Origin of the sequence: Micromonospora inyonensis, from assembly GCF_900091415.1 — a bacterium.
Taxonomy (GTDB): Bacteria; Actinomycetota; Actinomycetes; order Mycobacteriales; family Micromonosporaceae; genus Micromonospora; species Micromonospora inyonensis.
The window spans coordinates 858,987-884,878 of record NZ_FMHU01000002.1; the positions used below are offsets into that span (position 1 = coordinate 858,987).

Below are 25,892 nucleotides of genomic sequence, written 5' to 3' on the forward strand. Positions count from 1 at the left end.
CGTTCACGCTCCCCTCAGTTGCCGGTGGTGAAACCGGTGATGTCGCCGATCCGGGTGAGCGACGCGTGCGCGGCGGCCACGATCCGGTCGGGGGTGAAGCCGAACTGCTCGAAGAGCATCGAGTGCGGGGCGCTGGCCCCGTAGTGCTCCAGGCTGACGGACTCGCCGCTGTCGCCGACGACGCCCCGCCAGGACATGCCGATACCCGCCTCGACGCTGACCCGGGCCTTCACGCCGCGCGGGAGCACCGACTCGCGGTACGCCTCGTCCTGCGCGTGGAACCACTCCTGGCAGGGCATGGAGACGACCCGGGTGGGGGTGCCCCGCTCCTCCAGCCGCTCCCGCGCGGTGAGGCAGAGCTGCACCTCCGAACCGGTGCCGATCAGGATCACCTGCGGCTTGCCGTTGCTCGCCTCGGCCAGCACGTAGCCGCCCTTCGCCACGCCCTCCGCGCCGGCCAGGGCCGAGCGGTCCAGCGTCGGCAGCGGCTGGCGGCTCAGCGCCAGCGCGGTCGGCCGGTCGGTGTGCTCCAGCGCCGCCCGCCAGGCCCAGACGGTCTCGTTGGCGTCGGCCGGGCGCACCACGTCCAGGCCGGGGATGGCCCGCAGCGCGGTCAGGTGCTCCACCGGCTGGTGGGTGGGGCCGTCCTCGCCGAGGCCGATCGAGTCGTGCGTCCAGACGTAGACCACCGGCAGCTTCATCAGCGCGGCGAGCCGCACCGCCGGACGCATGTAGTCGCTGAAGACCAGGAAGGTGCCGCCGTACGGGCGGGTGCCGCCGTGCAGGGCGATGCCGTTGAGGATCGCGCCCATGGCGTGCTCGCGGATGCCGAAGTGCAGCGTGCGGCCGTACTCGTGGCCGGGGAACTCCTTGGTGGCGTGGCTGGCGGGGACGAAGGACGGCTCGCCCTTCATCGTGGTGTTGTTGCTCTCCGCCAGGTCGGCCGAGCCGCCCCACAGCTCCGGCAGCACCGGGGCGAGGGCCTCCAGGACCTTGCCGGAGGCGGCCCGGGTGGCGACGCCCTTGGCGTCCGCCGGGAAGGTGGGCAGCGCGTCCGCCCAGCCCTCCGGCAGGGTACGGGTGGCCAGCCGGTCGTAGAGGGCCTTGCGCTCCGGGGCGGCCTTCGCCCACCCGTCGAACGCGGCCTGCCACTCCTGCTGCTCCTGCGTACCCCGGGTGAGCGTCGTGCGGGTGTGCGCGAGCACCTCCTCGCTCACCTCGAAGGTGCGCATCGGGTCGAAGCCGAGCAGCTTCTTGGTGGCGGCGACCTCGTCGGCGCCGAGGGCCGAGCCGTGGATCTTTCCGGTGTTCTGCTTGTTCGGCGCGGGCCAGCCGATGATGGTGCGCAGCGCGATGAACGAGGGGCGGTCGGTCTCGGCCTTCGCGGCGAGCAGCGCGGCGTGCAGCGCCTCGACGTCCTCGTGGTACTCGCCCTGGTCGGCGTCGCCGCGCCGCCAGTCGACGGTCTGCACGTGCCAGCCGTACGCCTCGTAGCGGGCGGCGACGTCCTCGCTCTTGGCGATCCGGGTGTCGTCCTCGATGGAGATCTCGTTGTCGTCGTAGATCAGCGTGAGGTTGCCCAGCTGCTGGTGACCGGCGAGGGCGCTGGCCTCGTGGCTGATGCCCTCCTCGATGTCGCCGTCGGAGGCGATGCACCAGATGCGGTGGTCGAAGACCGACGCGCCGCCGGCGGCGTCCGGGTCGAACAGGCCGCGCTCACGGCGGGCCGCCATCGCCATCCCGACCGCGTTGCCCAGCCCCTGCCCGAGGGGGCCGGTGGTGGTCTCCACGCCCGGCGTGTGCCCGTGCTCGGGGTGGCCCGGGGTGAGCGAGCCCCACTGCCGGAGCGCCTTCAGGTCGTCCAGGCCCAGCGGGTAGCCGGTGAGGAAGAGCTGGATGTAGAGCGTGAGGCTGGAGTGGCCGGCGGAGAGGACGAAGCGGTCCCGCCCGGGCCAGTTCGGGTCGGCCGGGTTGTGCCGCATCACCTTGTTGAAGAGGAGGTACGCCGCGGGCGCGAGGCTCATCGCCGTACCGGGGTGGCCGTTGCCGGATTTCTCCACGGCGTCCATGGCCAGCACTCGGACGGTGTCCACGGCCCGCCGGTCGAGATCGGACCAGGTCAGGGTTGTCTGTTCGGGTCGGTTGGCAGCCACGATGGTTGTGCTCCTCGGCAGATGGGCGGAACCCTCGACAGATGACCCTATCGAGCGGGGGTAAACCCCCGCCCGGGGATCTCTGCATGCGGTTTGGCCCGGGGCGTCCGGGTCGCTCGCGCGCGGGGGTTCGGCGTTCCGGAACGCCGTACGGATGTGATGACGGGCACGGGGGACGGGGTGAACGGGCTGCGCGGATCACGCCGCGTAGGCTGTCGGTCGGTGTGTGCGTCCGCCAACCGGCCGCCGCCGAGCCGATCTCCTGCCGATGCCGGAAGGTGGCCGTCCGTGAGCATGATCACCGAACGCCCCGTCAACAGTCCCGCCGCACGGCCTGCGGCGGAGGTGACGTCGGAGGGCGTGGGTGCGCGGCGGAACGCGCGGGCGGTGGTCGCGGCGTACGTCGCCCTCACCAAGCCGCGCATCGTCGAGCTGCTGCTGGTCACCACCGTCCCGGCGATGATGCTCGCCGCCGAGGGGATGCCGTCGCTCTGGCTGATCGCGGTCGTGGTGGTCGGCGGCGCCCTCGCCGCTGGCGCGGCCAGCGTGATCAACTGTTACATCGACCGGGACATCGACCAGGTCATGCGGCGGACGAAGCGCCGCCCGCTGCCCACCCACACGGTCACCCCGCGTAACGCCCTGGTCTTCGGGCTCGTCCTGGCGGCCGTCTCGGTGGTCCTGATGGCGGTCTTCACCAACTGGCTGGCCACCGGGTTGACCCTTGCCGCCATCGTCTACTACGACCTGGTCTACACGCTCTGGCTGAAGCGGACCACCCCGCAGAACACGTTCTGGGGCGGGGCCTGCGGCGCGGCGCCGGTGCTGATCGGTTGGGCGGCGGTGACCAACTCGCTCGCCCCGGCGGCGTGGGCCCTGTTCGCCGTGGTCTTCTTCTGGCAGATGCCGCACTTCTACGCGCTGGCCATCAAGTACAAGGCGGACTACGCCCGCGCCGGCATCCCGATGCTGCCGGTGGTGGCCTCCACCCGTCGGGTCAACGCCGAGATCATCATCTTCACCTGGCTCACCGTGTTCTCCTCGCTGGCGCTCTGGCCGCTCGGCATGAGCCCGATCTACGGCGCGGTCGCCTTGGTGGTCGGGGCGGTGTTCATCGTCGAGGCGCACAAGCTGTGCCGGCGTTCCGTCCGGGGCGAGGCGGTGAAGCCGATGCGGCTGTTCCACTGGTCCACGACGTACCTGACCATCCTGGCGGCGGCCGTCGCGCTCGACGCGCTGCTGTAGGCACCGGCCCGCAGCGGGTCAGGGCGCTGTCATCTTGTTGTCATATTCCGCGCCTGATTTACCCGAAAGATCATGACATGTCGTGTCGAATTGTCTGTGGTTCACCTTAGAGGTCGCGCGGAATGGTTGTTGATCATCGGCGGCGGGCGGGTCGGTTGTTCCACCGGTAGAGGGTCCATGCACGCCGGATGAGGCTGCGGACGGTGATGATCGCGTCGGCGAGGTCGAAGAAGGCGTCGATGACCTTCTCTGTTCGTTCGTAGCAGCGTTGCAGCCGGTTGAACGCGTTGTGCCAGCTGTTCGTCCGTTCGACGTGCCACCGTTGGCTCGCCTGGATGGGCGCCTTGTCGCCCTTGTGGGCGATCTCACCGGTCAGGCCGCGCTCGGCCAGCAGGGCGCGGGTGACCTGGGAGTCGTATCCGGCGTCGAGGTGCACCGTGATGGCCTGGGGTAGTGGGCCGAGGTCGTCGAGGTGGTCGAGGGTGGGGCCGAGCAGGGGTGAGTCGTGTCGGTTCGCGCCGGCCAGGACCCGGCCGAGGGGGATGCCGTAGCCGTCGACCATCAACGAGCGTTTCATGCCCTGCTTGCCCCGGTCGACCGGTGAGCGTCCGGCGGCCTCGCCGCCGCCGGGAGCCTTGGTGATGCAGCCGTCCACGGCGATGTCGTCGAGGACCAGGCCGACGAGCCGGTCGTAGGCGTCCAGGGCGATCTGTTTGAGCTGGGCGAACACCCCAAGCTCTATCCACTCGTCACGGCGGCCGCGGATCGTGGTGGCCGAACAGGTGGCATCGGCGATCGCCTCGTAGGCGCAGCCGAACCGCAACACCTGGACCAGCTTGTCGAACACGATGCGGTCATCGATCCGCTTGCGGTGACAGCCCAGCGGATGTGTCGGTTGGTAGGTCGGCCGATCGGGGAGCAGCGCGGCGAACTGGACCCACAACGGCTCGATCAGCCATGCTGGAATGGCAGGCACAGAACCTCCCGTGATCACGGAGCGTCAGCAACTTCATGATCACCAGTTCTGTGCCTGCATCCGTTCAGGCGCGCCGATCAACCCACCATTCCGCGCGACCTCTAAAACCTCGGGGTAATTGGCATCACAAATAGTTCATCGTTCTCGCCCATCCGTGGCCGCATCTGCTTACGCTGCCGGGCATGGCAGATGGTTCCGATACGACGCTGACGGCTGATCAGACCGCCTCCGGCGAGGCCCCGCACGGCGGCCTGGTCTCCGGCATCCGGTCGTTCGCCGCCGAGCACGGCGGCGCGACGGCGGTCATCGAGTACGTCGGCAAGCGGGGCGCGCGCATCGTGCTGCTGGGCTCCGATGGTGAGTGGGGAGACCAGTTCGCCGAGGGCACCGACGTGGCGCGACAGGCCTGCGCGCTGGCGGGGGTCGCCGTGGAGAACGCCTGGGAGCGTGAGCTGATGGACCAGATGCGGCCGAGCAACGACCTGTGGCGGTCGATGGCCCGCCGGACCATGGCGCGATAGACGGTCGGACGACCTTGACCCACGACCACCAGCCGACCCGGGGGGAACCCCGGGTCGCTCTCGTCACCTGCGCCGACCTGCCCGACCTCGAACCCGACGACCGGCTCCTGCGGGCCGCGCTGGCCGCCCGCGGCGTGCACGTGGACACCGTCATCTGGGACGCCCCGGACGTCGACTGGGCCGGCTACGACCTGGTCGTGATCCGTTCGACCTGGGACTACGCCGTCCGTCGCGACGAGTTCGTCGCCTGGGCGCACACCGTGCCCCGGCTGGCCAACCCGGCCGACGTGGTCGCGTGGAACACCGACAAGCGCTACCTCGACGCGCTCTCCGCCGCCGGGGTGCCGACCGTACCCACCACCTGGGTCGCGCCCGGAGAGACCGGGCAGCTGCCTGAGCGGGGCGAGTACGTCGTCAAGCCGGCGGTCAGCGCGGGCAGCCTGGACAGCGGCCGGTACGACCTGGGCGACCCCGGGCACCGTCAGCTCGCCGCCGACCACCTGACCCGGCTCGGCACCGCGGGGCGGGTCGCCATGGTGCAGCCGTACCTGCACGGGGTCGACACGGCGGGGGAGACCGCGCTGCTGTTCGCCGGGGGGCCCACCGGCCCCGTGTTCAGTCACGCGATCCGCAAGGGCGCCATGCTCGCCGGCCCCGACCTGCCGTCCGAAGAACTGTTCCGGACCGAGCGGATCGATCCGCGCACCGCCACCGGAGAGCAGCTCGCGGTGGCCGAGCGGACGCTCGCGGCGGTGCCCGGTGGTGCGGAGCGGCTGCTCTACGCCCGGGTCGACCTGATCCCCGGCCCGGACGGCACGCCGGTCCTGGTCGAGCTGGAACTGACCGAGCCGTCGCTCTTCCTCGGTCCCGCCGAGGGTGCCGCCGACCGCTTCGCCGACGCGGTCGTGTCCCGCCTACGGGCGACCGCCTGACCGGCGCGTCCCACCGCCCGCACCCCACCGCACCCCGAACCCGCACCCCGCACCCCGTACCCGCACCCTCGCCCGTGCACGCGCGCTGCCGCCGCTGAGGGGCCCCCTGTTGCCGCTTTTTGAGGAGCAGGGGGCCCCTGCAAACACGCGGGCAGGCGCGGGGCGGGTGGGCAGACAGCGGCCGGGTGGCGGCAGCGGGGGAGTGGAGCCGGTGCGGCGGGGGGTCAGCTGTGTGCGGCGGCGACCGGGTGCAGCTCGGCGTCCGTCGCCTCGGTGGAGGTTGCCGAAGCCGGGGCGGGGCGCCGCTCGCGGGTCGACCACTGCACCGACAGGGTGGCCAGCAGCACCAGGCACGAGCCGAGCATGTGCGCGCCCACCAGCAACGCCGGCAGGTGGGTGAGGTACTGCACGAAACCGATCAGCCCCTGACCCAGCTCCACCGCCAGCAGCACCAGCGCCGCCCGGGCCGCGCCGGTCGCGCCGACTGCCCGGAAGGCGAAGACGAGCGCCACGGAGAGGCCGATCAGCAGGAAGACGCTGTCGGCGTGCACCTGGGCGATCGACTCCGGGTCCAGCCCGTTGCGGGCCGCGCCGTGGTCGCCGGCGTGCGGGCCGCTGCCGGTGACCCAGGTGCCGATGACCAGCACCGCGACGCTCACCAGGGTGGTGAGCCAGGCCAGGGTGCGCAGCGGGGCCGGCACCACGGCCACCGTCGGGCCGTCCGGTTCCTTCGTGCGCCGCCAGAGCGCGTACGCCGCCGCGATCACCGCCATCGAGGCGAGGAAGTGCAGCCCGACCACCCACGGGTTGAGGTTGGTCAGCACGGTGATCCCGCCGATCACCGCCTGGGCCGGAATGCCCAGGAAGACCGCGACCGCCAGCGGGAGCAGGCTGCGCCGGCGGGACCGGTGCAGCAGCACCGCGAGCAGGGTGGCCAGCGCGATCAGCCCGACCGCGAAGGTGAGCAGCCGGTTGCCGAACTCGATGGCGCCGTTGATGCCCATCTCGGCGGTCGCGGTGTACGACTCGTCGGTGCACCGGGGCCAGGTGGGGCAGCCGAGACCGGAGTCGGTCAGTCGGACGGCCCCGCCGGTGACCACGATTCCGACGTTGGCGATGATCGAGGCGAGCGCGAGTCGGCGCAGCAGGGCGGCGGAGACCGGGAACCGGGCGGGTCGCATCACACCGCGAATCCTACGCACTGTAGTGCTCGGGTCTCCGGTGGCTCCACGAGCGCGGTGGTTCGGATCACCGGGACCCGGGTTTGCGGCCGTCCCGCGAATTACGTAACGTGGGCGTTGTGAAAAACACGGCGGCGCTCTCCGGGCAGCGGCCGGCGGCCGGTCCGGTCGTCGGGGTGCCCGCTTCCGCGGCCGACGTCTCCACCCGTGAGCGGGTCACCCAGCTCCTGCTGGAGCGGGGTGCGACCACCGCCGTGCAGCTCGGCGACGCGCTGGGCCTCAGCCCGGCGGCGATCCGCCGCCACCTCGACGCGATGCTCGCCGACGGCGACGTGGTCGCCCGCGAGCAGGCGGTGCGGGCCCACCGGGGCCGGGGCCGTCCGGCCAAGGTCTTCGTGCTCACCGACGCCGCCCGGGGGCGCTGCGGCACCCACCACTACGACAACATGGCCACCGCCGCGCTGCGCTGGATCGCCCGTACCGGCGGCCCCCAGGCGGTCGAGGCGTTCGCCGCCGAGCAGGTCGCCGCGCTGGAGCGCCGGTGCCGGGCGGCGATGGAGGGCGCCGGGGAGGACCCCCTCGCCCGCGCCGAGGCGCTCGCCGGTGCGCTGACCGCCGAGGGCTACGCGGCCAACGCGTCCACGATCGCGTCCGGCGGCCAGCTCTGCCAGCACCACTGCCCGGTGGCGCACGTGGCCGCCGAGTTCCCCCAGCTCTGCGAGGTCGAGACCTCGGTGATCTCCCGTCTGGTCGGCACGCACGTGCAGCGTCTGGCCACCATCGCCCACGGCGACGGGGTGTGCACCACGCACATCCCGGGCCAACCGGGGCGTGTTCCGTCCGGTAAGACCGTCTCCACTGTGAGGACAGATAGATGACCGAGCAGATCGTCCAGCCCCTGACCCAGGAGGAGCAGCTCGCCGCCCTCGGTCGTTACGAGTACGGCTGGGCCGACTCCGACGTCGCGGGGGCGACCGCCCAGCGTGGCCTCAACGAGGCGGTGGTGCGGGACATCTCGGCCAAGAAGAACGAGCCGGCCTGGATGCTCGACCTGCGCCTGAAGGGTCTGCGGCTGTTCGGCCGCAAGCCCATGCCGGCCTGGGGCGCCGACCTCACCGGGATCGACTTCGACAACATCAAGTACTTCGTCCGCTCCACCGAGAAGCAGGCCGCCAGCTGGGAGGACCTGCCCGAGGAGATCAAGAACACCTACGACCGGCTGGGTATCCCCGAGGCGGAGAAGCAGCGGTTGATCGCCGGTGTCGCGGCGCAGTACGAGTCCGAGGTGGTCTACCACAAGATCCGTGAGGACCTCGAGGAGCAGGGTGTCCTCTTCCTCGACACCGACACCGCCCTCAAGGAGCACGAGGACGTCTTCAAGGAGTACTTCGGCACGGTGATCCCGGTCGGCGACAACAAGTTCGCCGCGCTGAACACCTCCGTCTGGTCCGGTGGCTCGTTCATCTACGTGCCGAAGGGCGTGCACGTGGAGATCCCGCTCCAGGCGTACTTCCGGATCAACACGGAGAACATGGGCCAGTTCGAGCGGACGCTGATCATCGTCGACGAGGGTGCGTACGTGCACTACGTCGAGGGCTGCACCGCACCGATCTACTCCTCCGACTCGCTGCACAGCGCGGTCGTGGAGATCATCGTCAAGAAGAACGCCCGCTGCCGGTACACGACCATCCAGAACTGGTCGAACAACGTCTACAACCTGGTCACCAAGCGCGCCGTCTGCCACGAGGGCGCGACCATGGAGTGGATCGACGGCAACATCGGCTCCAAGGTCACCATGAAGTACCCGGCGGTCTACATGACCGGCGAGCACGCCAAGGGCGAGGTGCTCTCGGTGGCGATGGCCGGCGAGGGCCAGCACCAGGACGCCGGGGCGAAGATGGTGCACGCCGCGCCGCACACGTCCAGCACCATCGTGTCGAAGTCGATCGCCCGGGGCGGCGGCCGCACCTCGTACCGGGGCTTGGTCCAGGTGATGGAGGGGGCGCACCACAGCGCGAGCACGGTCAAGTGCGACGCCCTGCTGGTCGACACCATCTCCCGCTCGGACACCTACCCCTACGTCGACATCCGCGAGGACGACGTGTCGATGGGGCACGAGGCGACCGTCTCCAAGGTCAGCGAGGACCAGCTCTTCTACCTGATGAGCCGGGGCATGAGCGAGGACGAGGCGATGGCGATGATCGTGCGCGGCTTCATCGAGCCGATCGCCAAGGAGCTTCCGATGGAGTACGCCCTGGAGCTCAACCGCCTGATCGAGCTGCAGATGGAGGGCGCGGTCGGCTGACGCCGTCCCGTCCCACGGGCGGGCCGGTCCACACCGGCCCGTCCGCCATCTCACACCGGACCCCGCTGACGCGAGAACTGATCAAGGAAGAAATGACTACCCAGGCTTCCGCGCCACCGCCGAGCACCAAGTCGCAGGCGCTGCGCTCGTACGACGTCGCCGACTTCCCGGCCCTCACCGGCCTCGAGGAGGAGTGGCGCTTCACCCCGCTCAAGCGGTTGCGGGGGCTGCTGGACGGGACTGTCACCGACGAGTCCGCGCACTGGCCCGCGGTCGACGTCGGCCCGCTGCCGGACGGGGTCACCGTCGGCACGCTGGCCGAGGACGACCCGCGCCGGGGCAGCGTGCTGACCCCGTTCGACCGGGTGAGTGCCCGCGCCTACGGTGAGGCGGGCCCCGGCCGGTTGATCCGCATCGCCCCGCAGGCCGTGGTCGGCGAGCCGGTGACCGTCACCGTGCAGGGCGGCCCCCACGACCTGCTCTCCTTCGCGCACACCTTCGTCGAGGCGGGCGCGCTCTCCGAGTCGGTCGTCGTGGTGGAGCAGGTGGGCAGCGGCACGCTCGGCGAGAACGTCGAGGTGTCCGTCGGTGACGGCGCGAGGCTCACCCTGGTCACCGTCGCCGACTGGGCCGACGACGCGGTGCAGGCCCAGCACCTCAGGATCCGGCTGGGGCGTGACGCCCGGGTGACGCACGTGCAGGTCACCCTCGGCGGCGACCTGGTCCGGCAGTTCACCAGCGTGGAGTACGCCGGCCGGGGCGGGGAGGCCGAGCTGTACGGCGTCTACTTCGCCGACTCCGGGCAGCACCTGGAGCACCGGCAACTGGTCGACCACAGCATCCCGGACTGTCGCAGCCACGTCGGCTACCGGGGCGCGTTGCAGGGCGCCAGCGCCCGTACGGTCTGGGTGGGTGACGTGCTCATCCGCGCCGAGGCGACCGGCACCGACACGTACGAGATCAACCGGAACCTGCTGTTGACCGACGGCGCGCGCGCCGACTCCGTACCCAACCTGGAGATCGAGACCGGCGAGATCGCCGGCGCGGGCCACGCCAGCGCGACCGGTCGTTTCGACGACGAGCAGCTGTTCTACCTGATGGCCCGGGGCATCCCGGAGGCCGAGGCCCGCCGCCTGGTGGTCCGGGGCTTCTTCGCCGAGATCCTCAACAAGATCCCGGTAGAGTCGCTGCGGGAGCGGCTCGGCGAGGCGATCGAGGCGCGACTGACCAAGGCCGGCGCCTGATGATCAAGATCTGCTCGACCGAGGACGTGCCGAAGGGCACCGTGATCAGCGCGAACGTCGACGGCACCCCGCTCGCCGTCGTGCACGGCGAGGACGACGTCTTCTACGCCGTGTACGACGAGTGCTCGCACGCCGCCGTGGCCCTCTCCGAGGGAGAGGTGTCCGGCTGCACGCTGGAATGCTGGCTGCACGGCTCGCGTTTCGATCTGCGTACCGGTGAGCCGAGCGGACTGCCCGCCACCGAACCCGTACCCGTCTATCCCGTCGAAGTCCGCGACGGCGACATCTACGTCAGTCTCACGCCGAGCAATGGAGTGACCCGATAATGAGCACCCTGGAGATCCGCGACCTGAAGGTGTCGGTCAAGCTGCCCGAGGGTGAGCTCAAGCCGATCCTGGACGGCGTCGACCTGACCGTGAAGTCGGGCGAGACGCACGCCATCATGGGCCCGAACGGCTCCGGCAAGTCGACCCTGGCGTACTCGATCGCCGGTCACCCGAAGTACGAGATCACCAGCGGCACGGTGACCCTCGACGGTGTCGACGTACTGGCGATGAGCGTCGACGAGCGGGCCCGCGCCGGTCTCTTCCTGGCCATGCAGTACCCGGTGGAGATCCCCGGCGTCTCGGTGGCGAACTTCCTGCGCACCGCCAAGACCGCCATCGACGGCACGGCCCCGAAGCTGCGCACCTGGGGCGGCGAGCTGCGCGGCGCGATGGAGCGGCTCCAGATGGACCCGGCCTTCGCCCAGCGCAACGTCAACGAGGGCTTCTCCGGCGGTGAGAAGAAGCGGCACGAGATCGTGCAGCTCGAACTGCTCAAGCCGAAGATCGCGATCCTCGACGAGACCGACTCCGGCCTCGACGTCGACGCGCTGCGCGTGGTCAGCGAGGGGGTCAACCGGGTCCGTGACACCGGCGACACCGGCCTGCTGCTGATCACCCACTACACCCGCATCCTGCGCTACATCAAGCCGGACCACGTGCACGTCTTCGTCGCCGGGCGGATCGTCGAGCAGGGCGGCCCGGAGCTGGCCGACAAGCTCGAGGACGAGGGCTACGAGCGGTACGTCGCCGGAGCCGGCGCGGCGCGGGTCTGAGGCACCGATGACCTCCCTGACGATCCCGGCGGGCATGCCGCAGTACGACGACGTGCCCCGCTTCGACGTCGCGGCGGTGCGCGCGGACTTCCCGATCCTCGACCGGGAGGTCAACGGGCACCCGCTGGTCTACCTCGACAGCGCGAACACCTCGCACAAGCCGCGCCAGGTGCTCGACGTCCTCGCCGAGCACTACGCGATGCACAACGCCAACGTGTCCCGCTCGGTGCACACCCTGGGCACGGAGGCGACCGAGGCGTACGAGGGGGCGCGGGCGAAGATCGCCGGGTTCGTCAACGCGCCCAGCGTGGACGAGGTGGTCTTCACCAAGAACTCCACCGAGGCGATCAACCTGGTGGCGTACGCCTTCTCCAACGCCTCGCTGCGCGCCGACGCCGATCCGCGCTTCCGGCTGGGCCCCGGTGACGAGGTGGTCATCTCCGAGATGGAGCACCACTCGAACATCGTCCCGTGGCAGCTGCTCTGTGAGCGCACCGGCGCGACCCTGCGCTGGTTCCCGGTCACCGAGCACGGCCGGCTCGACGACTCCGGCCTGGCGGACCTGGTCACCGAACGGACGAAGATCGTCTCGCTGGTGCACGTGTCGAACATCCTCGGTACGGTCAACCCCACCTCCCGGATCACCCAGCGGGTCCGCGAGGTCGGGGCGCTGCTGCTCTGGGACTGCTCGCAGTCGGTGCCGCACATGCCGGTCGACGTGGTCGACCTCGACGCGGACTTCATCGTCTTCACCGGGCACAAGATGTGTGGCCCGACCGGCATCGGCGTGCTTTGGGGCCGGTCGGAACTGCTGGCGGCGATGCCGCCCGTGCTCGGCGGTGGTTCGATGATCGAGACCGTGACGATGGCCCGGTCGACGTTCGCCGCGCCGCCGGCCCGGTTCGAGGCGGGCACCCCGCCGATCGCCGAGGCGGTGGCACTCGGCGCGGCCGTGGACTACCTCAGCGGCGTCGGCATGCGGGCCATCCAGTGGCACGAGAAGGAACTGACCGCGTACGCGCTGGACGCCCTGGCGACCGTGCCGGGGCTGCGGATCTTCGGTCCGGCCGTGCCGGTGGGCCGGGGCGGCACCATCTCGTTCGCCCTCGGCGACGTGCACCCGCACGACGTCGGGCAGGTGCTCGACTCGCTCGGCGTGCAGGTGCGGGTGGGCCACCACTGCGCCCGCCCGGTGTGCACCCGGTTCGGGGTGCCGGCGATGACCCGGGCCTCGTTCTACCTCTACACCACCACCGGGGAGATCGACGCCCTGGTGGCGGGACTGGAGCAGGCACGGAAGGTGTTCGCCTGATGCAGCTCGACCAGCTCTACCAGGAGATCATCCTGGACCACTACAAACACCCGCAGGGTCGCGGCCTGCGCGACCCGGCCGAGCCGGGGGACCGGGTCGCCGAGGCGCACCACGTCAACCCCACCTGCGGGGACGAGGTGACCGTCCGGGTCGCGACCGACGGCACGGTGCTGCGCGACATCTCGTACGACGGCATGGGCTGCTCGATCAGCCAGGCGTCCGCGAGCGTGCTGTACGAGCTGCTGACGAGTCGCCCGGCCGACGAGGCGTTCGCCGTGCACGAGGCGTTCGTCGAGCTGTTGTCCGGTCGTGGCCAGGTCACGCCGGACGAGGACGTGCTCGGTGACGGGGTAGCGTTCGCGGGTGTCGCCCGCTACCCCGCCCGGGTCAAGTGCGCGCTGCTGCCGTGGATGGCGTTCAAGGACGCCGCGGCACGCGCGGGGGTGGGCGCGAGCCCGGAGGTGAAGGCATGAGTTCCGAAGACACCGCGACGGCCCCCACGCCGTCGCCCGAGGCGGCCGTGACGCCGCCCGACAGCGCCGCGACGGCGTCGGCCGAGGGGGTTGCGGGTTCGTCGGCCGAGGACGCCACCACGGCGTCGGCCGGAGAGGTCACGACCGCCGGGGCTACCGGCGGCAAGGCCGCCCTCGCCGACATCGAGGAGGCGATGAAGGACGTCGTCGACCCCGAGCTGGGCATCAACGTGGTCGACCTCGGCCTGGTGTACGGGGTGCACGTCGACGACGACAACATCGCCACCATCGACATGACCCTGACCTCGGCGGCCTGCCCGTTGACCGACGAGATCGAGGCCCAGTGCCGCCAGGCGCTGACCACCGGGCCCGGTGGGGGACTGGTCAACGACTTCCGGATCAACTGGGTGTGGATTCCGCCATGGGGCCCCGACAAGATCACTGATGACGGCCGGGAGCAGCTCCGCGCACTCGGTTTCAACGTCTGACCGACCACTCGTCGTCGAGGGTGTCGCCCCGCACCGGGGCGGCACCCTCGACGATTCTGGCGTAAAAGCGGTCGCGGGGACGGCACTCCGGGGCCGACGATGACCGGATGCACGAGTCGTACCGCAGCAGTGCCCCTGTCGCTCCGGCGCTCGCCGCCGGCCGACAGCGCACGCCGCTGTGCTCCGGCCCGTGTCCCCACCTGCCGTCGTGACCGCCTTCCTCGCCGGCCTGGTCGCCGGCTACGGCGTGGCCGTACCGGTCGGCGCGATCGCGGTGCTGGTCGTCGGCCTGACCGCGCGTACCTCGTTCCGGGTGGGAGCCGCCGCCGCGCTCGGTGTCGCCACCGCCGACGGGCTCTACGCAGCCGTCGCCACGCTGGGCGGGACCGTGGTCGCCGGGCTGGTCACTCCGGTCGCCGGCCCGTTGCGGCTGGTCGCCGCCGGGGTCCTGCTCGCCCTCGCCGTCCACGGCGCGTGGCGGGCACTGCGCCGGCGCGCGCCGGCCACCACGGCACCGGCCCGGCGCGGACTGGACACCCCGTCGCGGGCCTTCCTCGGCGTCCTGGCGCTGACCCTGCTCAACCCGGCGACGATCGTCTACTTCGCGGCGCTCGTCCTCGGCCGCTCCGACGCCGCCGAACCGCTGGCCGCCGGACTCTTCGTGCTCGGCGCGTTCCTCGCCTCGGCGAGCTGGCAACTCCTCGTCGCCGCCGGTGGCAGCCTCGTCGGCCGCGCGCTGACCGGCCCCCGTGGCCGGCTGGTCACCGCCCTCGCGTCGAGCACGATCATCGCCGTCCTCGCCGTCGTGATGCTGCTCGGCTGAGAGCGGGGCGATGGGCGGTGCCGCGGGCGTGCTTAGGTGGTCTCCTGGGGGAGCCCGGTCGACGGGACGGACGCGAGCGGAGGGACGGCGGCATGCGCAGTTGGCCGGCAGCGGGTGGGGGACGCTGGGTCGAGGTCGAACCGGCCCGGATCACCCGCTGGGTCGACGGGTTCACCACCCGGCACGGCACACCGGATGTCAGCCCCCAGCCGTACGGCCTCCTGCTCACCGCGCCCGACGGCGCCACCGCCGAACTGCACGCCCCGCCCGGCGCGCCCCCCACCCCGGACGTGCCGGGCTTCGCGGCGGCGGCCACCACGTCCCGCCGGGTCGGCCTGCTGCTGGTGCGCAAGGGCGGGGTGGCGATCGGGGTGGCCGACGGCGACACGTTGACCGCCTCGAAGGTCGACACGCGCTACGTGCAGGGGCGTACCGCCGCCGGGGGCTGGTCGCAGCAGCGCTTCGCCCGTCGCCGCGACAACCAGGCCAAGGCGGTCCTGGACGAGGCCGCCGACCTGGCCGTCCGCCTTCTGCTCCCGGAGGCGTCGAGACTCACCGCCCTGGTGACCGGCGGCGACCGGCGGGCGATCGACACCGTCCTCGCCGACCGTCGCCTCGCCCCGCTGGCGGCGCTGCGCGCCGAGCGCCTGCTCGACGTCCCCGAACCCCGGCACGCCGTCCTGCTCGCCGCGATCCCCGCCGCCCACGCCGTCCACGTCCTCGTCCGCGACCCTGACTCCGGAACCTAGAAGCCGCCCCGGTTCCGGACGAAGATGTCGGTCACGCCGTTGGTGTCGTCAGGTACGAGGTTGGTCGCCGGAGACTGGTAGCTGATGTAGCGGCCGTCGGCGCTGATTGCCGGGAATTCGCTGTGCTGGTTGGCCTGGTTGCCGCTGGTGGAGACGCTGACGCGGCGGGTGGTGCCGGTGATCCGGTCCTGGACGAGGATGTCGGTGACACCGTTGGTGTCGTCGGGTACGAGGTTGGTCGCCAGGGACTGGTAGGTGACGTAGCGGCCGCTCGCGCTGATCGCCGGGCTTCGGCTGACGTTGTCGCCCTGGTTGCCGGTGGTGGAGACGCTGATCCTGCGGGTGGTGCCGGTGGCCCGGTTCCAGACGAAGATGTCGGTGGCGTCGTTGCTGTCGTCGGCGACGAGGTTCGAGGCGTCCGAGGCGTAGCTGACATAGCCGCCGTCGGCGCTGAGTACCGAGGTGAAGCTGCTGTTGTCGCCCTGGTTGCCGGTGGTGGAGACGCTGATCCTGCGGGTGGTGCCCGTGGTGCGGTCCCAGACGAAGACGTCGGTGAGGTCGCCGTTGGTGTCGTCCGGGACGAGGTTCGAGGCACCCGAGGTGTAGCTGACATAACGGCCGTCGGCGCTGATCGCCGGATCGAAGCTGTCTCCGTCGCCCTGGTCGCCGGCGGTCGACACGCTGACACGGCGGGTGGTGCCGTTGATCTGGTCCCGGACGAAGACGTCGTAGGCGCTGTTCGTGTCGTTGGGTACGAGGTTGGTCGCCAGGGAGTGGTAGGTGATGTAGCGGCCGTCGGCGCTCATCGCCGGGAGTTCGCTGTAGTGGTTGGCCTGGTATTCGTTGGTGGAGACGCTGACGCGACTGGTGGTGCCGGTGGCGCGGTCCCGGACGAAGACGTCGATCTCGTCGTTGGTGTCGTCGGGTACGAGGTTGGTCGCCAGGGACTGGTAGGTGACGTACCGGCCGTCGGCGCTGATCGCCGAAGCCCGGCTGAACTGGTTGGCCTGGTCGCCGGTGGTGGAGACGCTGACGCGGGTGGTGGTGCCGGTGATCCGGTCCCGAACGAAGATGTCGCTGACGCCGTTGGTGTCGTCGGGTACAAGGTTGGAGGCGTCCGAGTCGAAGGTGACGTAGCGGCCGTCGGCGCTGATCGCCGGGTCGTCGCTACGGTCATTGCTCTGGAAGCCGGTGGTGGAGACGCTGACCCGGGTGGTGGTGGCCCACTTCGCGGCGGCCGGTGGGGCGGCTGCGAGGACCACTGCCGCGGTGACTGTCGTGGTGAGCAAAATTCGCATAGCTCTCATGCCGGTGGTATCCCCTCAAGTCGGGCAAAGTGTGGCTCCAGCGTCGTCCGGTGGAATGAGCAGGGGCAAGGGCGGGAACGGGGGAAGACGTTCGGCTGTCCTCGATCGGACACGCGCGCCGGAGCCGCCGCCACCCCACTTCCTGACAGCTCAGCCACACGCGGTGGTTGGTTGCACCGTGCCGCACGAGTCAGCAGGGTCGACGGCGTGAACGAGGTGCTGCGGGACCTGGTGGAGCGGAGCGGCGGACTGGTCACCCGCGCAGTGGCGACGCAGGTGGTGCCGCCGTGGACGCTCCAGTACGCGTGCGCCACCGGACACCTGGTACGGGTGCTGCCCGAGGTTTTCGCCGCAGCGCACCTGCTGGGCCCGCACCCCGGGCTTCCCACCCTCAGCCGCCTCCACCCCGCACTCGGGCACCGGGCGGTCTGCGCCTGGGCCGGCGGCAGGGCCGCGCTCAGCCACCTCAGCGCGCTCCACGTGTGGGGCCTGCGTCAGCAGACGACCGGCGACGTCCTGCACCTGAGCGCAGCACTGAACCCCACCATCCGCACCCGTGCCGGCGTACGCGTGCACCGACGGCACGGCTTTGTCGTCGAGTCGCCTCAGGTGGTGCAAAGGAACGGCCTGCCGGTCACCCGCCTCGACCAGACCCTGGTCGACTCGTGGCCCCTGTTGCCGACGGACGACCGACGGGCACCGGTGATCCGAGCGGTCAACGACCGCCACACCACCCCGGAACGGCTGCGCCACGCCTTGGACAGCACACCGAAACTGACCGACCGGGCCGCCCTCCGGACCCTGCTGACCCGGCTCGCCGAGGGCTGCCGCAGCCCGCTGGAGATCTGGGGACACGAGCACGTCTTCACGGTCCCCGGAATGCCACCCTTCCAGCGGCAGGTCCGCATCACCGTCGGGCAGCGCACCATGTACCTCGACATGTTCGCGGAGCGGGAACGCGTCAACATCGAACTCGACGGCGCGACCACGCACGGCGACCCGCGACAGCGGGAGGTCGACCTGCGCCGGGACGCCCTGCTGGCGACCATCGGCATCCTGGTGGTCCGCTTCGCCCACCGCCGCCTCGTGCACGAGGTCGACCAGGTACGCCGGGAAACCCTGGCCATCCTTGCCAGCCGCGCGACCTGACCGGCATCGCGCCCCTTGGATGACGCCTTTGGACCGGGCGCACCCCACACGGCCCAGGATCGCGACCTGACCGTCATACTCGGTCGCGGGTGACATCGTGGGCTCGGAGGGTGGTTGACCATGGCAGCACGAGGATTACCCGAGGCAGCGGTGGCTCAGGTGCGCCGTTGGTGCGCGGAGCGGGTGCCCGAGCATGTCCGTGACCAGGTGCGCATCGAGTGCGAGGAGGCGCCCCGCCACCTGACCGTGGTGGAGTGCCGACCGCCCTGGGACGCGGATCCGGAAGCCGAGTGGACGAGGCTGCCGGTGGCCCGCTTCCACTACACCCGAAGCACCGACACCTGGGCGCTGTACCACCGCGACCGCGATCTCCGTTTCCACCGCTACTCTCCGGCCCCGCCGAGCGGCGACATCGGCACCCTGCTCACCGAGGTGGAGCGGGACCCCACCGCGATTTTCTGGGGCTGAGAGGCCCCAGGACGGCTGGTCAGCCGGGCGCCGGTGACGCCTGGCGGGCGAAGAGGGAGAGCAGGGCCGCCTGCTCGGGCGACAGGAGCAGCGGGCCGGCCGGGTTGGTGGCGGGAAAGACCTGTGCCGCGTGGAGGTCGGCGAGCCGGATGCTCGTCGCGGTGCCGATCTTGACGCCCCGATCGGTCAACGTCTCGCGCAGTTGGTGGGCGTCGAAGAGGTACACCGCCGCGATCCCCCAACGGTGGTGCCGCGTGTTGCCCAGCGGCTGGGGCCGGCTGCTCAGCACCAGGTAGTAATCGCACGGGTGGGAGCTGATGTCCAGGCCGGAGAGGGCGTCGCCGTAGTTCTTTACGTTCACCGTCTGACCGGCGAGCGGACCGGAGCGGAAGACGCCGTCGTAGCCGGCCTGCACCGCGTTGCTGGCGAGATCGATGTCGAACACCCGCGCGGCGATGAACTCGCCGATGTTGCCGGGGTGGGCGGGACGCCCGATCAGTGCCGTGATCTGGTCGTCCAGCTCCTCGCGGGCCCGCAGCAACTCCGCCAGCTGGCGCAGACTCTCAGCCATGACGTCCATCTTTCCACTAAGGACAGATCCTCGTGGCGCAGGGGACCGGTACGGAGACAGCGCGGTCCGGGGTCGGGGCAGGCACGGGCAGCCAACCCCGACCAGCGGAAACCCCTCCTTCCTCGTTGCCACGCAAGGGGAGAGGCACGAGCCAACTTAGCTGTCCCAGTCGCCTGAGTCAAACCCAGAGTTGTCGAGGCGTGTCCATGCGTGATCGAATTGGTGTGCCGCGCAGGGGGAGTCATGCCGATCACCGCCGACTACATCCGTATCGCCGACGACATCGTCGCCGACATTCGAGCCCAGAAGCTCAAGCCGGGCGAGAAGCTGCCCTCGATCACGCAGCTCGCGGCGACGTACAAGGTCAGTCCGTCGACGGTCAAGCAGGTCTACGTGCGGCTCGAAGCTCTACGGGTGATCTGGCGACACCAGGGCAAGGGTGTGTTCGTCAACGATCCTGCGTTCTGGATGCGGGAACCGTGAGCCTGGTGGTTCCTGATGTCTGGTAGGCGTGGCGAAGGCCGCGAGGAGCCGGGCGGTCGTTTGGTGCTGCACGAATCTGCTGAGGAGATTGGCGTGTTCGACCCGCACGTCTCTGTCCAGAGTGATTGCATCGGAGCCGGAGGCGCATGCTCAGGGATCTGGTAGCCGTAGCCTCAGTGGCGGTGTCGTTGGTTGCCTTGGGCGTCTCTCTCGTGGTGCAGTGGGGCCAGCGCCGCCGGGAGGACTTCGAACTGGCCCGCTCCCTGCACCAGGATCTCACCAGCGGTGAAGTGGCGCAGGCTCGCGACATCCTTGGCGGTCTGGTGCGTAGTGACAGGGCTCTTGACGCCACGTCCAGCGTGGAGGCTACTCGGGCCTACTTCACCCTGCTGTGGTGTTTCGAGCGGATAGAGGTCGGGCTGCAGATCTCGAGCGGTCGCCCGCGGCAGTTCCTGACCCGCGCGATCCGGTGGCACGTGCTGGAGTGGGAGCGGGACATCGTCGTAGCCAAGCGCAAGATCGAGAAATGCCGAGGGGCGGGAATCGATGATGAACGGTCCCAGGCCGCCCCTCGCCCGTCTTGTCAACGCGCTATGACATGGCGTCCGTCGGCCGCTGTCCGGTGAGCAGTTCCGGGTCCCGTTCGACGGCATTCGGCCCATGTCCGGCTGACGTGACATGGGCCGACGAATTACCTGATACAGGTCCGACACCCCGCGCGGCGACAGTGTCGCCGAGTGTTCACGCCGCTACGGTACGGACGACGGGCAGGATGACCGGTTGCCGACCGGCGTGGATCACACGCTGCCGCTGAAGGTGTCGCACTGCTTCGGGTCGCCGGACTCGTACCCCCGGGTGAACCACTCGCGGCGCTGCTCCGACGTGCCGTGGGTGAACTCGTCCGGGTTCACCGGCCGGTTCGCCCGCTTCGAGATGGCGTCGTCGCCGATCTTCTCGGCGGCGTCGATGGCCTGGCTGATGTCCTGCTCACTGATGCTGGTGAAGATCTTCTGGCCGCTCGCGTCGGCGGTGCCGGTGGCGTTCTTCGCCCAGGCCCCGGCGTAGCAGTCGGCCTGGAGTTCCATCTTCACCGAGAGCGCGTTGGCGTTGTTCGGGTCGCGCTGCTGCTGGCGGCGCACCTGCTGCTCGGTGCCGAGCAGGGTCTGCACGTGGTGGCCGTACTCGTGGGCCAGCACGTACGGCTGGGCGAACTCGCCGGAGGCGCCGAGCTGGTCGGCGAGGACCTGGTAGAAGGTGAGGTCGATGTAGACCTGCTTGTCGGCGGGGCAGTAGAACGGGCCGACGCCGGAGTCGGCGTTGCCGCAGCCGGTGGAGACGGCCTGGCTGAAGAAGACCGTGTCGGCCGCCTGGTACCGCTCGCCGAACCGCTCCGGCAGCGCCGTCTGCCAGTACGCCTGGATCGAGTTGACGTAGAGCGTGTTGCGGCAGTCGAGCTGGTCGAGGGCGTTCTCGGTGGAGCACTTCTGCTCCAGCGACGAGTTGTCACCCTGCTCCGACCCGCCGCCGTCGATGGCCGCGTTCAGCCCGAAGCCGCCACCCACCAGGGCCACCACCACCGCGATGATCATGCCGACCAGCCCGCCCCTGCCCCCGCCGCCGACCGGGATGGGGATGCCGAGGCCGCCTCCGCCGCCGGACCCTCGCCGGTCGTCGACCTGACTGGTGTCGATGCGCGCGTTCTCGTTCAGCTCCATGGTGACCCCGATCTCTGCCAGCTCCGGGATGAGGTGACGGACGAGGTTCCGGTACCCGATGATCTTGTGAGGTAATCCGGGCCGGGCCGAACGGGCCGCCCGGTACAATCGGATCGTGCTGCTCTGCGAAGGCTGAACCGCCCCGCGCCGACGGGTGAATCGATCCCGCCGGCGCTTTCGCGTGCCCTGAGTCAGCCCTTTGGCCCCTGAGAGCGAGTTCGCCACAATGATCACTGCCACCGGCCTGGAGTTGCGCGCCGGCGCCCGGATCCTGCTGTCCGACACCACCCTGCGGGTACAGCCGGGTGACCGGATCGGCCTGGTCGGCCGGAACGGCGCGGGCAAGACCACCACCCTCAAGGTGCTCGCCGGGGAGGGGCAGCCGTACGCCGGCCAGATCGACCGGCGCAGCAACATCGGCTACCTCCCGCAGGACCCGCGTACCGGCGACCTGGAGGTCACCGGCCGGGACCGGGTGCTCTCCGCGCGCGGCCTGGACGTGCTGATGACCCAGATGCAGGAGATCGAAGCCAAGCTCGCCGACGGCGCCGACGAGCGCATGGTCCGCCGGTACGGCGCGCTGGAGGACCAGTTCGCCTCCCTCGGCGGGTACGCCGCCGAGGCGGAGGCCGCCCGGATCTGCGCCAACCTCGGCCTGCCCGACCGGGCGCTCGCCCAGACGATCGGCACCCTCTCCGGCGGCCAGCGACGCCGGATCGAACTGGCCCGGATCCTGTTCCGGGACGCGGGTGAGAACGGCGGCGGCATCCTGCTGCTCGACGAGCCCACCAACCACCTCGACGCCGACTCGATCACCTGGCTGCGCAGCTTCCTCGCCAACCACAAGGGCGGCCTGATCGTGATCAGCCACGACGCCTCACTGTTGGAGGCGGTGGTCAACAAGGTCTGGTTCCTCGACGCCACCCGGAGCGTGGTCGACGTCTACAACCTGGGCTGGAAGGCGTACCTGGAGGCGCGGGAGACCGACGAGCGCCGCCGCCGCCGGGAGCGGGCCAACGCCGAGAAGAAGGCCGGCGCGCTGATGGCCCAGGCCGACAAGATGCGGGCCAAGGCCACCAAGACCGTCGCCGCGCAGAACATGGCCCGCCGGGCCGAACGGCTGCTCTCCGGGCTGGAGGAGGTACGGGTCTCCGACCGGGTCGCGAAGGTGCGGTTCCCCACCCCGGCCCCGTGCGGCAAGACCCCGCTGACCGCCACCGGCCTGTCGAAGTCGTACGGCTCGTTGGAGATCTTCACCGACGTGAACGTGGCGGTGGACCGGGGTTCCCGGGTGGCCATCCTCGGGCTCAACGGTGCCGGCAAGACCACCCTGCTGCGGATGCTCGGTGGCCTGCTGGAGCCGGACACCGGCTCCGTCGACGCCGGCCACGGCCTGCGACTCGGCTACTACGCGCAGGAGCACGAGACCCTGGACGTGGACCGGACGGTGCTGGAGCACATGCGCAGCGCCGCGTTCGAGCAGTCCGACACCGACCTACGAAAGATCCTCGGCGCGTTCCTCTTCTCTGGCGAGGACGTGGACAAGCCGGCCGGCGTGCTCTCCGGTGGCGAGAAGACCCGGCTGGCGCTGGCCACCCTGGTCTGTTCCGGGGCGAACGTGCTGCTGCTCGACGAGCCGACCAACAACCTCGACCCGGTCAGCCGGGAACAGGTCCTCGACGCCATCGCCCGCTATCCGGGGGCGATCGTGCTGGTCACCCACGACCCGGGGGCGGTCACCGCGCTCAAGCCGGACCGGGCGATCCTGTTGCCCGACGGCGACGAGGACGCCTGGAGCGACGACCTGCTCGAACTGGTCGAGCTGGCCTGAGCGACGACCTGCTCGAACTGGTCGAGCTGGCCTGAGCGACGACCTGCTCGAACTGGTCGAGCTGGCCTGAGCGACGACCTGCTCGAACTGGTCGAGCTGGCCTGAGCGACGACCTGCTCGAACTGGTCGAGCTGGCCTGAGCGGGCGGCTGGTCGAGCTGCCCTGGCCGGCGGCCGGGCCCGGAGTACGGGCTCCGGCCGCCGGTGTGCGCGGTCAGGCGGGCGTGGGCTCCGCCGGGTCACGCTCGGCGGGTACGCGTACGTCCTCGGGGCTTATCGCGCCGGCTGCCGTCGGCTTTTTCGGCCACTCGTCGGCGAGCACCGACCAGACCTGGTTGTCGTGCCGCTGGCCCCGGTAGGGGAACGCCGAGCGCAGCACGCCGTCGAGGTGCATGCCGAGCCGCTGGGCGACGGCGGCGCTGCGGACGTTGTGCGCCGCGTTGACCCACTGCACCCGGTGCAGGCCGCGCTCGTGGAACGCCCAGTCGATCATGTGGCGGATCGCCCGGGTGACCAGTCCGTGCCCCTCGGCGGAGCGTTCCAGCCAGCAGCCCACCTCGCAGGTGCCGCTGTGGGCGTCGAGGCTGACGAAGAGCGTCCCGCCGACCAGGACGCCGTCGCGCCAGATGCCGTAGATCCCGCCGGTGTCGGCGGCCCGACGGTCGGCGTGTCGCTGGAGCACCGCGCGGGCCGACTCCAGGTCGGTGCTCAGCCCGGCGAACGGGACCCACGGGTCGACGTACTCCCGGGCCCGGTCCATGTGCGCGAGGAACTCGACCGCCTGCCATGGTTCCAGCGGGCGGAGTTGGGCGTCCTCGGTGAGCGGGACGGCGAACACGTTTCTCTCCTCTCACCCGAGCCGGTCGACCAGGTGGCCGACCACCCCGGAACCGGCCAGGATCACCACACCGATGACCACGAAGATCACCGGCACCAGCCAGTGTCCGGCCCGTTCCACCAGCCGGACCACCCGGGGGTGCCCGCCGAGCCGGGCCCCGGCCAGGCACCACAGCCCGACCCCGGCCGCGAAGACCAGCAGGAACACCAGGGCCTCGGCGGGTGCGAGGGTACGGAACACCGGCACGTACACGGCGATGTTGTCGGCGCCGTTGGCGATGGTCACGCCGGCCACCCCCGCCGCGCCGCCGACCACCGCCGGAGCCTCGTCGGAGTCCCGGCGCAGCAGCGCCCGCACGCCGAGCGCGACCGGGAGCAGGCCGAGCAGGCCGGTCCAGGGCTCGGGCAGCACCAGCAGGCCGGCGGCGACGACCACGGCGACCGCGACCAGCGCGGCGATGCCGGCGTACTGGCCGGCGACGATCTGCCACCGGCGGGGGCGACCGGTGGCGCGGGCCGCGGCGAAGAGCACGGTGAGTACCACGATGTCGTCGACGTTGGTCGCGGCGAACACCACGGCCGCGCCGGCCGCGGTGCCGAGGGGGTCGGTCACGGGGGCAGGGTACGCGCTCCGTCCCGCTTCCGGTGCGCACCGACATCCACCCTGGTCAGCGTGGGTGGGCGTTCGCGGTAGACGTGCGGTCACCCGGCCGTGTCATGACTCTATCGGGAACCTGACACTGCATAGCGTGTCGATTGGCGAAGAGTTGATATCTGGCGCATGATCGTTCGAGGCGGTCTAATAGGTTGGACCGTTATCCGAACCGCACAGTCTGCGACGTGAGGAATCAGCATGGCAGCCACTGGCACAGCCACCAGCACTGAGAAGGGTCGCCGGATCGTCGGAGCCGAGCGTCAGACACTCGCGAAGGACCTCGTAAAGCGGTACACCGGGGGCGAGAGCATCCGCGCCCTCGCGGCCTCGACCGGCCGTTCCTACGGGTTCATCCACCGCGTGCTCACCGAGTCCGGGGTGCAGCTCCGGCAGCGCGGCGGCGCCCGTCGCCGCAAGAAGGCGTGATCCGCCCGCCAACGTCGTTCCGTCCCGCCAAGCCCCGGACCGCCCGGTGACGACCGGGCCCGGGGTACGGCTGGAGTGCGCCGGCCCGGTGGCCACCGTGACGTTGTGTCGTCCCGACGTGCTCAACGCCCAGACACCGGCCATGTGGCGTGCCATGAGCGACTTCTCCCGAAGCCTCCCCGGCGACGTCCGGGTGGTCGTCGTGCGCGGCGAGGGCCGGGCGTTCTCCGCCGGGCTGGACCTGTCGGTCGCCAACGCGACCGGGCCGGGTTCCTTCGCCGAGCTGGCCACCCTGCCCGAGCCGGAGTGCGCCGACCGGATCGCCGAGTTCCAGTCGGCGTTCACCTGGCTGCACCGGCCGGACGTCGTCTCCATCGCGGCGGTGCAGGGGCACGCCATCGGTGCGGGCTTCCAGCTCGCGCTCGCCTGCGACCTGCGGGTGCTCGCCGAGGACGCGCGACTGTCGATGGCCGAGGTCACCCTCGGGCTGGTGCCCGACCTGGCCGGCACCGGTCGTCTGGTCGACCTGGTCGGCTACTCCCGGGCCCTGGAGATCTGTGCCACCGGTCGCCGGATCGACGCCGCCGAGGCCGACCGGATCGGCCTGGCCACCGTGGTGGTGCCGACCGCCGAGCTGGCGGACGCGACGAGTGACCTGACCGCCGCTCTGCTGACCGGCAACCGGGACGCGGTGGTCGAGATCAAGGCCCTGCTCGCCGGCGCGGCGCGCCGAACCCCGGCGGACCAGCAGCGTGCCGAGCGCGAGGCACAGGTCCGGCGGCTGCGGGACCTGGCGGGGCGCGGGGAATGATGTCCAGGACCGGACGCGGAGCATGATGTAAGGACCCGTCGGGAAGAATCGGATTACCGCCGAGGTTGTCGTAGGCGTCGGGAGAATCGACCTGACAGCGCGGACGGTCCCGCGCGACCCGGAGGTGACGCGTGAATCC

28 protein-coding genes are annotated in these 25,892 nt (G+C 70.8%); 20 read left to right on the forward strand and 8 right to left on the reverse strand.

What is annotated here, in order from left to right; all coding sequences use genetic code 11:
• Nucleotides 1-14 precede the first annotated feature (14 nt).
• Nucleotides 15-2,153, reverse strand: coding sequence for a transketolase (gene tkt / locus GA0074694_RS18820; RefSeq protein ID WP_091460215.1), 2,139 nt, complete (start codon nt 2,151-2,153; stop codon nt 15-17).
• A gap of 288 nt (nt 2,154-2,441) precedes the next feature.
• Between tkt and GA0074694_RS18825 the strand changes: the two genes are divergently transcribed.
• Nucleotides 2,442-3,398 carry a heme o synthase gene (locus tag GA0074694_RS18825; RefSeq protein WP_091460218.1) on the forward strand — a complete coding sequence of 319 codons (957 nt, stop codon included), beginning with the start codon at nt 2,442-2,444 and terminating at the stop codon, nt 3,396-3,398.
• A gap of 133 nt (nt 3,399-3,531) precedes the next feature.
• Here the strand turns inward: GA0074694_RS18825 and GA0074694_RS18830 are convergent, their stop codons facing one another.
• Complete coding sequence (locus GA0074694_RS18830; RefSeq protein ID WP_091453604.1) at nt 3,532-4,374, reverse strand: IS5 family transposase; 843 nt, start codon at nt 4,372-4,374, stop codon at nt 3,532-3,534.
• A 182-nt stretch (nt 4,375-4,556) separates the two neighbouring features.
• Between GA0074694_RS18830 and GA0074694_RS18835 the strand changes: the two genes are divergently transcribed.
• The gene (locus GA0074694_RS18835; RefSeq protein WP_091460221.1) at nt 4,557-4,895 is read left to right on the forward strand and encodes a hypothetical protein; all 339 of its coding nucleotides are present in this window, start codon (nt 4,557-4,559) and stop codon (nt 4,893-4,895) included.
• 14 nt (nt 4,896-4,909) lie between these two features.
• Entirely contained in the window at nt 4,910-5,827 is a 918-nt protein-coding gene (locus GA0074694_RS18840; RefSeq protein ID WP_091463383.1) for an ATP-grasp domain-containing protein, read from the forward strand.
• 224 nt (nt 5,828-6,051) lie between these two features.
• Here the strand turns inward: GA0074694_RS18840 and GA0074694_RS18845 are convergent, their stop codons facing one another.
• Nucleotides 6,052-7,029 (reverse strand): COX15/CtaA family protein, encoded by a 978-nt coding sequence (locus GA0074694_RS18845; RefSeq protein WP_176738005.1) that lies wholly within the window; start codon nt 7,027-7,029, stop codon nt 6,052-6,054.
• A 98-nt stretch (nt 7,030-7,127) separates the two neighbouring features.
• Between GA0074694_RS18845 and GA0074694_RS18850 the strand changes: the two genes are divergently transcribed.
• The 10 genes from GA0074694_RS18850 (at nt 7,128) to GA0074694_RS18895 (ending at nt 15,501) form a co-directional block, all read left to right on the forward strand.
• Entirely contained in the window at nt 7,128-7,886 is a 759-nt protein-coding gene (locus GA0074694_RS18850; protein ID WP_091460227.1) for a helix-turn-helix transcriptional regulator, read from the forward strand.
• Complete coding sequence (gene sufB / locus GA0074694_RS18855; RefSeq protein ID WP_091460229.1) at nt 7,883-9,313, forward strand: Fe-S cluster assembly protein SufB; 1,431 nt, start codon at nt 7,883-7,885, stop codon at nt 9,311-9,313. The genes GA0074694_RS18850 and sufB overlap by 4 nt, the downstream gene beginning before the upstream one ends.
• A 92-nt stretch (nt 9,314-9,405) precedes the next feature.
• A complete protein-coding gene (gene sufD, locus GA0074694_RS18860) occupies nt 9,406-10,557 on the forward strand; it encodes a Fe-S cluster assembly protein SufD (protein WP_091460232.1) in 1,152 nt (383 codons plus the stop codon).
• The gene (locus GA0074694_RS18865) at nt 10,557-10,883 is read left to right on the forward strand and encodes a non-heme iron oxygenase ferredoxin subunit (RefSeq protein WP_091460234.1); all 327 of its coding nucleotides are present in this window, start codon (nt 10,557-10,559) and stop codon (nt 10,881-10,883) included. The genes sufD and GA0074694_RS18865 overlap by 1 nt, the downstream gene beginning before the upstream one ends.
• Complete coding sequence (gene sufC, locus GA0074694_RS18870; protein ID WP_091460236.1) at nt 10,883-11,656, forward strand: Fe-S cluster assembly ATPase SufC; 774 nt, start codon at nt 10,883-10,885, stop codon at nt 11,654-11,656. The genes GA0074694_RS18865 and sufC overlap by 1 nt, the downstream gene beginning before the upstream one ends.
• Before the next feature lie 7 nt (nt 11,657-11,663).
• Entirely contained in the window at nt 11,664-12,968 is a 1,305-nt protein-coding gene (locus GA0074694_RS18875) for a cysteine desulfurase (protein WP_091460239.1), read from the forward strand.
• The gene (gene sufU, locus GA0074694_RS18880) at nt 12,968-13,441 is read left to right on the forward strand and encodes a Fe-S cluster assembly sulfur transfer protein SufU (RefSeq protein ID WP_091460242.1); all 474 of its coding nucleotides are present in this window, start codon (nt 12,968-12,970) and stop codon (nt 13,439-13,441) included. The genes GA0074694_RS18875 and sufU overlap by 1 nt, the downstream gene beginning before the upstream one ends.
• On the forward strand, nt 13,438-13,929 hold the full coding sequence (locus GA0074694_RS18885; protein ID WP_245714792.1) for a metal-sulfur cluster assembly factor: 492 nt from the start codon (nt 13,438-13,440) through the stop codon (nt 13,927-13,929). Before sufU ends, GA0074694_RS18885 begins: the two co-directional genes overlap by 4 nt.
• Before the next feature lie 190 nt (nt 13,930-14,119).
• Nucleotides 14,120-14,752 (forward strand): LysE/ArgO family amino acid transporter, encoded by a 633-nt coding sequence (locus GA0074694_RS18890; protein WP_091463385.1) that lies wholly within the window; start codon nt 14,120-14,122, stop codon nt 14,750-14,752.
• 92 nt (nt 14,753-14,844) lie between these two features.
• Entirely contained in the window at nt 14,845-15,501 is a 657-nt protein-coding gene (locus tag GA0074694_RS18895; RefSeq protein ID WP_091460245.1) for an acVLRF1 family peptidyl-tRNA hydrolase, read from the forward strand.
• On the opposite strand, the gene GA0074694_RS18900 is transcribed toward GA0074694_RS18895, so the two are convergent.
• Entirely contained in the window at nt 15,498-16,808 is a 1,311-nt protein-coding gene (locus tag GA0074694_RS18900; protein WP_141714193.1) for a TolB family protein, read from the reverse strand. The two genes, GA0074694_RS18895 and GA0074694_RS18900, sit on opposite strands and share 4 nt — an antisense overlap.
• A 207-nt stretch (nt 16,809-17,015) precedes the next feature.
• Here GA0074694_RS18900 and GA0074694_RS18905 point away from each other — a divergent pair, with 207 nt between their 5' ends.
• Both GA0074694_RS18905 and GA0074694_RS18910 read left to right on the forward strand, forming a co-directional pair.
• Nucleotides 17,016-17,957, forward strand: a complete 942-nt coding sequence (locus GA0074694_RS18905) for a DUF559 domain-containing protein (protein ID WP_091460250.1) — start codon at nt 17,016-17,018, stop codon at nt 17,955-17,957.
• A gap of 120 nt (nt 17,958-18,077) precedes the next feature.
• Nucleotides 18,078-18,425 (forward strand): DUF3024 domain-containing protein, encoded by a 348-nt coding sequence (locus tag GA0074694_RS18910; RefSeq protein WP_091460252.1) that lies wholly within the window; start codon nt 18,078-18,080, stop codon nt 18,423-18,425.
• 19 nt (nt 18,426-18,444) lie between these two features.
• On the opposite strand, the gene GA0074694_RS18915 is transcribed toward GA0074694_RS18910, so the two are convergent.
• Complete coding sequence (locus GA0074694_RS18915) at nt 18,445-18,996, reverse strand: hypothetical protein (RefSeq protein ID WP_141714194.1); 552 nt, start codon at nt 18,994-18,996, stop codon at nt 18,445-18,447.
• A 243-nt stretch (nt 18,997-19,239) separates the two neighbouring features.
• Here GA0074694_RS18915 and GA0074694_RS18920 point away from each other — a divergent pair, with 243 nt between their 5' ends.
• Nucleotides 19,240-19,479: a winged helix-turn-helix domain-containing protein gene (locus GA0074694_RS18920; protein ID WP_091460257.1), complete on the forward strand. Its 240-nt coding sequence runs from the start codon at nt 19,240-19,242 to the stop codon at nt 19,477-19,479.
• Nucleotides 19,480-19,661: 182 nt separating this feature from the next.
• Entirely contained in the window at nt 19,662-20,105 is a 444-nt protein-coding gene (locus GA0074694_RS18925; RefSeq protein ID WP_141714195.1) for a hypothetical protein, read from the forward strand.
• Nucleotides 20,106-20,276: 171 nt separating this feature from the next.
• Here GA0074694_RS18925 and ypfJ read toward each other — a convergent pair whose 3' ends face one another.
• Nucleotides 20,277-21,194: a KPN_02809 family neutral zinc metallopeptidase gene (gene ypfJ / locus GA0074694_RS18930; RefSeq protein WP_091463386.1), complete on the reverse strand. Its 918-nt coding sequence runs from the start codon at nt 21,192-21,194 to the stop codon at nt 20,277-20,279.
• A 226-nt stretch (nt 21,195-21,420) separates the two neighbouring features.
• On the opposite strand from ypfJ, the gene GA0074694_RS18935 reads away from it, so the two are divergent.
• On the forward strand, nt 21,421-23,025 hold the full coding sequence (locus tag GA0074694_RS18935; protein ID WP_091460262.1) for an ABC-F family ATP-binding cassette domain-containing protein: 1,605 nt from the start codon (nt 21,421-21,423) through the stop codon (nt 23,023-23,025).
• Nucleotides 23,026-23,238: 213 nt separating this feature from the next.
• Here GA0074694_RS18935 and GA0074694_RS18940 read toward each other — a convergent pair whose 3' ends face one another.
• Nucleotides 23,239-23,862, reverse strand: a complete 624-nt coding sequence (locus GA0074694_RS18940) for a GNAT family N-acetyltransferase (RefSeq protein ID WP_091460265.1) — start codon at nt 23,860-23,862, stop codon at nt 23,239-23,241.
• A gap of 12 nt (nt 23,863-23,874) precedes the next feature.
• Nucleotides 23,875-24,474 carry a cadmium resistance transporter gene (locus GA0074694_RS18945; RefSeq protein WP_091460267.1) on the reverse strand — a complete coding sequence of 200 codons (600 nt, stop codon included), beginning with the start codon at nt 24,472-24,474 and terminating at the stop codon, nt 23,875-23,877.
• A gap of 240 nt (nt 24,475-24,714) precedes the next feature.
• Between GA0074694_RS18945 and GA0074694_RS18950 the strand changes: the two genes are divergently transcribed.
• Nucleotides 24,715-24,942, forward strand: a complete 228-nt coding sequence (locus GA0074694_RS18950; protein ID WP_007072022.1) for a helix-turn-helix domain-containing protein — start codon at nt 24,715-24,717, stop codon at nt 24,940-24,942.
• 46 nt (nt 24,943-24,988) lie between these two features.
• Entirely contained in the window at nt 24,989-25,753 is a 765-nt protein-coding gene (locus GA0074694_RS18955; RefSeq protein WP_091460269.1) for an enoyl-CoA hydratase/isomerase family protein, read from the forward strand.
• Nucleotides 25,754-25,892 lie beyond the last annotated feature (139 nt).